An 8,997-nucleotide genomic window follows, 5' to 3' on the forward strand; every position below is an offset into this window, starting at 1 on the left:
GGCTGGTTTGCCCGGCAGCAGTAGCCGGCCGCGTGGCCAGCACCCCTACCCCAAGCCTCACTTCGAAACGGACATCAACCCACGAACCGCCCACTTAGAGGTCATCTCAATTGGTGACTGGCAACGCTGATAGTCGCTGGTAGATACGTTTCGATCCTTGTTGAATGCCCTGGTGAGTGACTACTGGACGCCAGCCCATCACGCGGTCGAGCACGAGGATGCGGAAGCCTTGGCCCGCCTGCTCGCCAGCGGTTCTGACCCCGATGAGGTCTTCAGCAACATGACGCTGCTGACGCACGCGATCGATACCGAGGGGGACAGCACCCTGCAGAGTGGCCGGCCGTTGACTGTGCACACCACTGCCGTGCTGCTGGCCTTCGGTGCGGATCCGGAACTCGCAGATCCCGACGGTCGGACACCGTTGGACGTGGCCACTTTCTATGCCCATGACCTGGCGGTTCAGCTTCTGCGTGCCCACATCAGCAGGCGAGCCTGCGGTAGCAGATGAGGGTGCAGGCGATGCTGGTGAAGGCGAGGAAGTGGTCGGCTTTGCGTTCGTAGCGGCGGTGGAGGCGTCGGCAGCCGGCGAGCCAGGCCATGGTGCGTTCGACGGTCCAGCGGTGGCGGCCCAGCCGTTGTGAGGACTCGATGCCTCTGCGGGCGATGCGGTGGGTGATGCCACGTCCGCGGAGCCATCGTCGCAGGTGGGAGTAGTCGTATCCCTTGTCGCCGTGGAGCTTGCCCGGCTTGCGCCGTCTGCGTCCGCGGCGGGACCGGATCGACGGTATGCCCTTCACCAGCGGGATCAGGGCCTGACTGTCGTGCAGGTTCGCCGCCGAGATCCCGACAGAGATGGGCAGACCTGTCCGCTCGGTGATCAGATGGATCTTTGAGCCGTACTTGCCTCAGTCGACAGGATTCGGACCTGTCAGGTCCCCCTTTTCAAGGCCCGCATGTTCACCGAGTCGATTGCGCAGCGGGACCAGTCCAGCTCGCCTCGGGACCCCAACTCGTCGAGGACCAGGCGGTAGAGCTTGGCCCACACCCTGGCCTTCGTCCATTCCGAGAAGCGCCGGTGGGCCGTCGCTCCCGATGGTCCGAACGACGCAGACGGCAGCTGCTGCCACGTGCAGCCCGACGTGGCCACGAACACGATCGCGGCCAGCACTTCCCGGTCACCGTGCCGCCGCCGGCCGCCCCCTTGAGGCCGCGAAGGAGCCTCCGGCACCACCCGCTGGAACAGCTCCCACAACTCGTTCGGCACCAGCCGCTCAACGATCCCCACCACGGCCCGCAGCCTACCGACTCAACCAAATGAGATGACCTCTTACTTCCCACCTGGCACTACTTCCTCTGGAACCACACGTCCCAGTCTCCAGGTGTCCACGATCAAGGGGAAGCTTCACGACGGCGTCACTCCCGCTTCGGACACCGCAGCCCGATCGCCTACGAAACAGCCACCGCAGCAACATCAACTACGCTGGTCAAAGCCGCATAACCCCAGGATTCGGGGTCAAGGCCCCACGGCAGGTCACCCGCACAGTCGCTCACCCGCAGCAAGGTAGAAAGGTAGATCCTCGTGACTACGTACAGCAGGAGCCTCAAGAGGATCGTTGTGTGCGCGGTGGCCGTGGCAACCGCAGCGGTCGTGACCACCGGATGCGACGGGTCCGGGGGTGCTGGCGGGTCCGGGGGTGCTGGCTGGTCCGCCGCCAGCACCGAGCAGTCGTCGTACGAAGTGACCGAGGAGGTCACCGGTGTCGCCATCGACAATCGCGGCGGCGACATAGAGATCGTCACCGGCACCGGCACCTCGGTCAAGGTGACCGAGACGCTGGAGTACAGCAATGCCAAGCCGAAGACCGAGCACTCCGTCTCGGGCGGGAAGCTCGTCCTCAAGGCGAGCGCCTGCGGGGGCTCCTCCTCCAAGTGCTCCGTGTTCTACCGCGTCGAGGTCCCCGTCGGCGTACAAATTGACGCCAGCACGGGTGGCGGCAACGTCACCGGCACCGGCCTCGGCGGCACCGTCCTGGCCAAGACCGGCGGCGGCAACGTCGACGTGTCGTTCGGCGTCACCGGCACCGGCCTCGGCGGCACCGTCCTGGCCAAGACCGGCGGCGGCAACGTCGACGTGTCGTTCGGCTCGGCTCCCCTCAGCGTCAGCGCCGAGAGCGGCGGCGGCAATGTGACCGTCAAGCTCCCCAAGGGCCCGTACGCCGTCGACGCCACCACGGCCGGCGGTAACCGCAAGGTTGACGTGACCGTCGACGACGCCTCCCCCAGCAAGGTCAGGGCCCGCAGCGAGGGCGGCGACGTCACGGTCACGGGGGCGTAGCAACCAGCCGTTCTCGCACGGTGGTTCATCGGGACTCCGGGAAGGCCCGAACCTTGAATCTCGGCACTCCGTGCGGCGTTCACGGCGGCGGTGTCGCGGTCCAGGCCGCGGGTGAACGCATGCCGCCGCGTTGGCGGGCGCGACGGCGACGCCGACGAGCGTCGTGGCGGCCGTGACGCCGGCCAGGGCGGTACCGAGAAGCCGCCGCCGGGTCCTGTGCTTGTTCACTGTGGGATGCCTCCATGTCGATGACGGACGGCGCTCACCGGCACCGCGCCCCCGACGTGCGGGGACACGGACCACCGCGGCGCCAGGAAGGCTCAACGATCGCCCCGCCACGGGGGACACCCGGACGGCGAGAAAACCGACGCCCCGTACGCCGACCGGGCGTCACGCTCACCCGGGCCGGCCACTCGGACGTCATCGATCCGGCGCGTTGGACGCCGTCCGGCTGCGCACAGAAGACGCGGTCCGCCCGCGCCCGCCCGGCGGCCACGATCCGCTCGATACGGCCCGGGGGCTCGATGCGCTCGCTGCGGCACTGCGAGCGTGCTCCGTGTGCTCAACCTCGATCGCGGGCCAGTCGAAGGTCTCGCGCGGGGCGAGCGCGCCGGTGTCGCCGTTGGGAGTCTGGTTGAACACCAGCTCGGTGACGACATCGTGGTCGGTCATGGGGTCGAGGTCATCCTCATGCATTCGCATTCCTTGATCGTCCCCTCAAGGTGGTGCCGGACGTCCTGCCTGACACCCAGAGCCGCTGTACACCTCCAGCGCTCCGGCCCCTACCCCAGAAACGGCCGGGCACCAGGCCCGGCCGCGCGCGGCCCCGCCGTCGCGCGAGAGGGACTTGCCGGCCGCCGATCCCCGAGGCGCTCCGCCCGCCCCGCCCCCACCCTCTCCATTTCGGTAGTCGGGCGGCAGGGGGGTGCGCAGAGGGGATGTCAGCACCCCGACCACGCCTCTACAGGCATGGTGACCTGCACAAACGCCCGACGCCGTGGAGAGAGGGGGGCAGTAGATAGTGCAGGAGATACCGCAAGGGATCGTGCAAGGGATGACGCAGGAGATCCCAGGCCCGAGGATCCGCTGGCCTTTTCGCGCGGGCAGCTGCTCGGCGTCAGCAGCGCCCAGGAGCGCACCATGCTCGGTCCGCTCGGCGGGCAGCAGTCGCGGGCGCGGTGCTGGCTCCGTGCTCCTGGTCGTGCTCGTCGTCGGTCCGGTGCCCGGCGGGCGGCGTAGCCTGCTGCGGATCTGCTGGCCGCGTCCGAGGCACCCTCGGACGCGGCCAGCATGGGGAGGTCGACGCTGTCGGTGTCCTTGCGCTTCTCCGCATGGACACCGACAGTGCCGGGGGTCTTCATGCCCCGCTATCGAATGGCGCTCCGGTGATGGTCGGTCAGGCGGTCGCGGTACCGACCACCTTGGTCGGGCTGATACGGACGACAACACGGAGTACCTCTGCCGGGAGCTCGAGGTACTCCTGGCCGGCATCGGGGCCTTCGTACTGTTCGGCGAGGGCAACCGCTAGAGACCGGCCGATGTCCTCGGTGATTGTGGCGAGGCCGCGTATCTCGACGTAGCGCAACGGGTCGGCCGGATCGTAGACGGTCAGGCTGGCGCGGGGGTCACGGCGCAGGTTGCGTTCCTTGCGACGGCCGGCAGCGGTGGAGACGAGCAGGTCATCACCGTCGCGGCCAACCCAGACCACCGACGTCTGCGGGCTCCCGTCCGGGTTGACAGTGGCGAGGACGGCGGGAACCGGCGCATCGAGCAGCGCCCGGACGGAATCGTTCAGCATGGCTGTCATTCGGGCGAAGCTATCTGCCACCCCGCTCGTCTCGCACATGGATTTGGCCGACTGAGAGGTCAGGCCAGGGCGCCGGGCTACGCCTTGCGGTTCAGGTACCCGCAGGCGCGCTGCCGCCGAACTTCCCGCTACGGATCGCTCGGCCCGGCGCGAATACCGCCCGCGCCCGTTCGTCGACATGCCGGATCCGCAGCCACGCGTCGATGCGGGACGGAACTTCAGGAGGGTCGTCTGCCGGTGATCCGGGCGCTGTCGGTTCTCGTGAACATCGAACACGTCGCAGTCTGGGTGCCTCCCGAACTGCTGAACACGTGCTGTTGACACTCGGGTTCTGGCACAACTTCTGTGATGACGGCCGTCCGATCGCTGCATCGGCTCGGTAGGTGAGCAGAAACAGCAGGTTGGCCCGGCGCGAGCACGAGTACAGGCGGGGCGGCATCACGGAAGTTGTGCCAGAACCCCTTCTGGCGATCAAAGCCACGCACCCGGGCTTACCCGCGCGCGCACCCCCACTTGGGCCAAATCTGAGCACCGGAGACCAGTACTGGCCGCGTTACTCCGGCGGGCGGCGTCCAGGAAAGGCTGATGGTCGGGCGGAAACCGAGCACGCCTCAGACACGCAGTTCGTCGAGGTCGGACAGGCGCTCTTCGGGGAGAGTGTCGAGCAGGTCGGTCTGGGCGGCGCGGATGCTGGGGGCCGGCGCCGAGGGCACGGCGGGCGGTCACACCGGTCATCGTGCGGGCAGCGCATCACCGCTCGCCCCGGCCGCCTGGCCTGCGGTGGTCGGGGCTGTGGGGCGGCCGGCGTCGTGGTCGGGGCCGTGGTCGGGGCCGTGGTCGGGGTGGTCATGTTCGGTCTCCTTCGAGGTATGGGGGGGGTGACGTGGAGACACATTCGGCTCCGTCGGCGTCGTGAGCCAGTTCTCGCGAATTTCCGTCCCACGCCCCGTCAGGGGCTGCTGTCGAAAGGCAGAGTGGGGATTCGCGAGGGCTTGACGCTGCGGAGTTCCGGTGTCGGGCCACACAATCAGGCAGCCAGGGGTAAGCAGCGCAACCCCCGGCTGACCGGTCCAAACTCACCTACGGTCGGGCCGCATTCAATGGAGACCAGTCTTGAATGCGGTGGCCCCCGCTCCTACGGGACGTCGCCTTGCCAGTCCCACCGGTCCGGATCGCCGGGGCGCTGTGCGTAGTCGGCCCGGCCGCCCGCCCCGTACATCCCCACCTCTGTGATCAGCAGCGCACCGCCGGACCGCTGCTCCGTGGTCCAGCCGGTGACGTCGAGCAGCTGCCCGTCAAGCGCGCCGCCGACTAGTTCCACGTACGTACAGCCCGGCTGCTGGGCAGCAGTCGGAGACGGACGCGGTGCCGTGGCACCCCGTCCTCGAGGCCGCGGCCGTCCTCGGCGAGCCGGTGGACGATCCGGCAGAGGCCGTCTGGCGTACCGTCCTTCGGCGGCAGGCCGCCGAGGCCGGACTGCTCCGGGCCGGGGAGGTCGTGGACGGTGCGCGGGTGATCGCGGGCTGGGGCGCGGGAGAGCGCGGAGCGGGGCGGGGTGTCCGCGGTGACGTGGCGGCAGCGCCGCAGCTGGACCGTACGGCAGATGCGGCCGATCGCTGACCAGTGGGCTCAGGCAGCCTGACCCCGGGCCACATGATGGCGCAGCTGGGGGCAAGCGCCGCAACCCCCGGCTGGCTCTGTTCGCGAGAACGGGCTCTGGCTCAACTTCTGTGATGCATCGACGCTGTTGATCTCCTGAGTGGTTCTCCTCGATCGTTCCGGCAGATGCACGGACGCGCTGGCTTCAGGCTCCTGCGCAAGCGGGTACTGCTTGCCTCCTGACCTCATGTCGGTGGCCAGTGCGAGGATCCCCGGACAGTTACGCGAGGAGATCCTATGGGCACCTGGGACATCGGCCCCTTCGACAACGACACCGCCGCCGACTTCGCCGACGACCTGGACGAGGCAGCCGTGGAATTTCGTGAGCCCATGATCCGCAGAGTCCTCAAACGCGCCGCCGACCCAGTGGACTGCCTGGGCGCCCCCGATGCCGAGCGAGCCGTTGCCGCAGCAGCCCTGGTTGTCGCACAGCACCCTGAGGGCGGGCCCGCGTGTTCGAACTACGGCCCATCGGAGCCTCTGCCGGAGTTCCCTGCAGACCTCCGAACGCTCGCCGTCGACGCCCTGGACCAAGTGGTCGCTGAGCTTTCTGAACTCGTAGAGCTGTGGAGCGAGGCCGCGAACGGCCCGAAATGGCATCAGGAGATCACCCGCCTCCGCGACGTTCTCGACCCTCCGATCCCGCCACAAGAGGAAGCCCTCTTCGAGATCCAATCGGTTACCCACAGTCACGGACCACAGAACTTGAGCCAGAACCCGAAGTCACGAACATCTGCTGCTCGTTCTCGGGTTCTGGCTCAACTTCTGTGATGACGGCCTGTCGATCGCAAGGACGGCGCGGCAGACGTGGGAAACCAGCAGGTCAGCGGGATCGCCCCGATTCGGGTACGAGCGGGAGCGACGTAACACCACAGAAGTTGAACCAGAGCCCGTTCTCGTGGGCAAAGCCACCGCTGGCCACGGGGATGATGGGGGTATGAGCACGACCCGTCCGATGCTGACCCAGCGGGAGGCCGCCGAGGCCGGGCTGCTGCGGGCCGGGGAGGCCCCGGATGGTGCGCGGGGCGAGCTGGTCGAGCTGCTGGTGTGGGCTGTGGCCGCCGGCCTGCTCGATGTGGTGCGGGCGCGGGTGATCGCGGACGAGTCGCGGAACGGGGCGCGGGAGAGCGCGGAGCGGGCCGGGGTGTCCGCGGTGACGTGGCGGCAGCGCCGCAGCCGGACCGTACGGCAGCTACGGCCGATCGCGGACCAGTGGACGCAGGCAGCATGATGGCGCAGCCGGGGGTAAGCGGCGCAACCCCCGGCCGACCAGGCCGGAGTCACGTGGGCCAAGGCCGCGCTCTACGGGACGTCGCCTTGCCAGTCCCACCGGTCCGGATCGCTGGGGCGCTCCGCGTAGTCGGCCCGGCCGCCCGCCCCGTACATCCCCACCTCTGTGATCAGCAGCGCACCGCCTGCCCGCTGCTCCGTGGTCCAGCCGGTGACGTCGAGCAGCTGTCCGTCGAGCGGGGCCGCCGGTCAACTCCACGTACGTACAGCCCGGCTGCGGGCCGGGGCGGGGGTCGTCCGGCTCGGTGCCGTAGACGTGACGGGGTACCGGATTGTCCATGTCTCCACCCTGGCACCGTCATCAGGCTGCCCGCCGCCAGACCTCGAAGTCGGGCAGACGCCTCCAGTGTTCGGACTCGGATGGGGAATACGGCTGGAAGGGCGGTCCCTCTCCGTGTTTGCATGAGCTTCATGGTGTCTACTGACCGTTTACTCGCCTTCGCGGCCATGTCGTTCTTGCTGATCGTGATTCCCGGTCCCAGCGTGCTGTTCGTGATCGGGCGGGCGCTGGCGCAGGGGCGCCGTGCCGCTTTGACCACGGTCGTGGGGAACACGCTCGGCGCCTATGTGCTGATCGTGGCCGTGGCATTCGGGGTCGGTTCGGTGGTGGAACGTTCGGTTCTTGTCTTCACGGTGCTCAAGCTGGCGGGTGCCGCTTACTTGGTGTTTCTCGGCGTCAAGGCGTGGCGTGAGCGTGGGTCGTTGCAGGCAGCGGTCACCGGGGTGGGGGCCGCGCAGGGTGGTCTGCGGACGTTTTGGGAGGGGTTCGCGGTCGGCGTGACCAATCCCAAGACCATCGTGTTCTTCGCCGCCGTGTTGCCGCAGTTCGTTGACCGCAGTCAGGGACATGTCGCGGTGCAGATGCTGCTGTTGGGCCTGGTCTTCAACATCATTGCTGTGGCGTCCGACATGGTGTGGGGGCTGGTCGCGGCCACTGGCCGGGACTGGTTCGCGCGCTCACCGCAGCGGCTTTCCCTGGTCGGTGGGATCGGCGGGCTCACCATGATCGGGCTCGGTGTCACCGTCGCCGTGACGGGGCGCAAGGACTGATCCGCCCAGCCGATCACGGGTGCGGCAGGGCTGGGGTCACCGATCGCCCATAGGTGGGGCTAGAACTGGGTTCCAGAACCAGCGTGTGCTTGCCGTCGTTCGCGGGCGGTGTCGGTCTTCACGTGGTCGCGCTCCAGCCAGGACTCGTACCCGATGTGCCCGCCCATCGTGGACGACCACCACAGGCCCGGCAGATGCCGCTGACCCTTGTACGACGTGAACGCGCGTACCGGCGCGACGTCCTCGAACCCCTCCGCCGGCGGCCCGGAGACACCGCCCGGCAGTACCCCCAGCGAACCTGCCACGACTCTCTAACCCGAGCCCGCGACGAAAGGTCACTCTGCAAGACGAAAGACCAGACGAAGCATGAAGCTGCAAAGCGAAGAGATCCACGTCAAATCACACCCGTCTCACTCAATCGAGTCGTTTTCTCAACGAACCGAGTCGTTCGTGCTTCTGTCGCAGCGAACCTAGTCGCGCGGGGCGGTGCGGTACGGCTCGGTGGGCACTCCACCAACGGATCCATCGACATGACCTCGATCCTGCCAGCCGAAGCAAGCTGCTGAGCTGGGAATTAACGAGAGGCATCGGCGGCTGTGGCACGGCGACACTCCATCGACGTCGTCGCGAATGCCTTGGTCCACTTGCGGATTAGCACAGAGCCGGACCTCAGCTCAACTGTCGGCGGACGTGGACGCTATAGACTCAAAGAACCAGTTTGGGAGCTCGTGATCCGGACTGGGGACCGGGGGGACGGCCACCCCAGGAGGACGCGATGTTGCGGCATACCAGACTGACCGGTGAATCGGCGGACTACCTCGACGCCCGCGAAGAGCTGCGCCTGGCCGAGATCGAC

General features: G+C 68.0%; 9 protein-coding genes and 3 pseudogenes. 6 read left to right on the forward strand and 6 right to left on the reverse strand.

The features are described 5' to 3' along the window. The first annotated feature begins 172 nt into the window (after positions 1 to 172). The gene (locus tag ACFYY7_RS44405) at positions 173 to 508 is read left to right on the forward strand and encodes an ankyrin repeat domain-containing protein (protein WP_388671881.1); all 336 of its coding nucleotides are present in this window, start codon (positions 173 to 175) and stop codon (positions 506 to 508) included. Here the strand turns inward: ACFYY7_RS44405 and ACFYY7_RS44410 are convergent. Next, positions 480 to 1,279, reverse strand: a pseudogene (locus ACFYY7_RS44410) (IS5 family transposase). The gene ACFYY7_RS44405 and the pseudogene ACFYY7_RS44410 sit on opposite strands and share 29 nt — an antisense overlap. A 300-nt stretch (positions 1,280 to 1,579) precedes the next feature. Here ACFYY7_RS44410 and ACFYY7_RS44415 point away from each other — a divergent pair. After that, entirely contained in the window at positions 1,580 to 2,335 is a 756-nt protein-coding gene (locus ACFYY7_RS44415; protein WP_388671860.1) for a hypothetical protein, read from the forward strand. A 420-nt stretch (positions 2,336 to 2,755) separates the two neighbouring features. Here the strand turns inward: ACFYY7_RS44415 and ACFYY7_RS44420 are convergent, their stop codons facing one another. The 3 genes from ACFYY7_RS44420 to ACFYY7_RS44430 all read right to left on the reverse strand — a co-directional run bounded on the left by ACFYY7_RS44420 (position 2,756) and on the right by ACFYY7_RS44430 (position 5,463). After that, positions 2,756 to 3,031 (reverse strand): hypothetical protein, encoded by a 276-nt coding sequence (locus tag ACFYY7_RS44420; RefSeq protein WP_388671863.1) that lies wholly within the window; start codon positions 3,029 to 3,031, stop codon positions 2,756 to 2,758. A gap of 700 nt (positions 3,032 to 3,731) precedes the next feature. Next, positions 3,732 to 4,142: a PPOX class F420-dependent oxidoreductase gene (locus tag ACFYY7_RS44425; protein ID WP_388671866.1), complete on the reverse strand. Its 411-nt coding sequence runs from the start codon at positions 4,140 to 4,142 to the stop codon at positions 3,732 to 3,734. Positions 4,143 to 5,277: 1,135 nt separating this feature from the next. After that, on the reverse strand, positions 5,278 to 5,463 hold the full coding sequence (locus tag ACFYY7_RS44430) for a hypothetical protein (RefSeq protein ID WP_388671869.1): 186 nt from the start codon (positions 5,461 to 5,463) through the stop codon (positions 5,278 to 5,280). 44 nt (positions 5,464 to 5,507) lie between these two features. On the opposite strand from ACFYY7_RS44430, the gene ACFYY7_RS44435 reads away from it, so the two are divergent. The 3 genes from ACFYY7_RS44435 (at position 5,508) to ACFYY7_RS44445 (ending at position 7,032) form a co-directional block, all read left to right on the forward strand. Continuing rightward, positions 5,508 to 5,762, forward strand: coding sequence for a hypothetical protein (locus tag ACFYY7_RS44435; protein ID WP_388671872.1), 255 nt, complete (start codon positions 5,508 to 5,510; stop codon positions 5,760 to 5,762). Positions 5,763 to 6,038: 276 nt separating this feature from the next. Then, entirely contained in the window at positions 6,039 to 6,572 is a 534-nt protein-coding gene (locus ACFYY7_RS44440) for a DUF4259 domain-containing protein (protein WP_388671875.1), read from the forward strand. Positions 6,573 to 6,738: 166 nt separating this feature from the next. Continuing rightward, positions 6,739 to 7,032 (forward strand): hypothetical protein, encoded by a 294-nt coding sequence (locus tag ACFYY7_RS44445; RefSeq protein WP_388671878.1) that lies wholly within the window; start codon positions 6,739 to 6,741, stop codon positions 7,030 to 7,032. 71 nt (positions 7,033 to 7,103) lie between these two features. On the opposite strand, the pseudogene ACFYY7_RS44450 reads toward ACFYY7_RS44445, so the two are convergent. After that, positions 7,104 to 7,371, reverse strand: a pseudogene (locus ACFYY7_RS44450) (hypothetical protein). Positions 7,372 to 7,502: 131 nt separating this feature from the next. On the opposite strand from ACFYY7_RS44450, the gene ACFYY7_RS44455 reads away from it, so the two are divergent. Next, on the forward strand, positions 7,503 to 8,141 hold the full coding sequence (locus tag ACFYY7_RS44455) for a LysE family translocator (protein ID WP_388671885.1): 639 nt from the start codon (positions 7,503 to 7,505) through the stop codon (positions 8,139 to 8,141). A 119-nt stretch (positions 8,142 to 8,260) separates the two neighbouring features. On the opposite strand, the pseudogene ACFYY7_RS44460 reads toward ACFYY7_RS44455, so the two are convergent. Continuing rightward, a pseudogene (locus ACFYY7_RS44460) lies at positions 8,261 to 8,446 on the reverse strand (transposase); the annotation flags it as partial. Positions 8,447 to 8,997 lie beyond the last annotated feature (551 nt).

The sequence above is a fragment of the Streptomyces sp. NPDC001933 genome, from assembly GCF_042890955.1.
In the GTDB taxonomy this organism is placed as follows: domain Bacteria; phylum Actinomycetota; class Actinomycetes; order Streptomycetales; family Streptomycetaceae; genus Streptomyces.

Coding starts and splice junctions, on each gene's coding strand:
- ACFYY7_RS44420 (WP_388671863.1), bottom strand. CDS start 3,031: ATGCATGAGGATGACCTCGACCCCATGACCGACCACGATGTCGTCACC.
- ACFYY7_RS44425 (WP_388671866.1), bottom strand. CDS start 4,142: ATGACAGCCATGCTGAACGATTCCGTCCGGGCGCTGCTCGATGCGCCG.
- ACFYY7_RS44440 (WP_388671875.1), top strand. CDS start 6,039: ATGGGCACCTGGGACATCGGCCCCTTCGACAACGACACCGCCGCCGAC.
- ACFYY7_RS44445 (WP_388671878.1), top strand. CDS start 6,739: ATGAGCACGACCCGTCCGATGCTGACCCAGCGGGAGGCCGCCGAGGCC.
- ACFYY7_RS44455 (WP_388671885.1), top strand. CDS start 7,503: ATGGTGTCTACTGACCGTTTACTCGCCTTCGCGGCCATGTCGTTCTTG.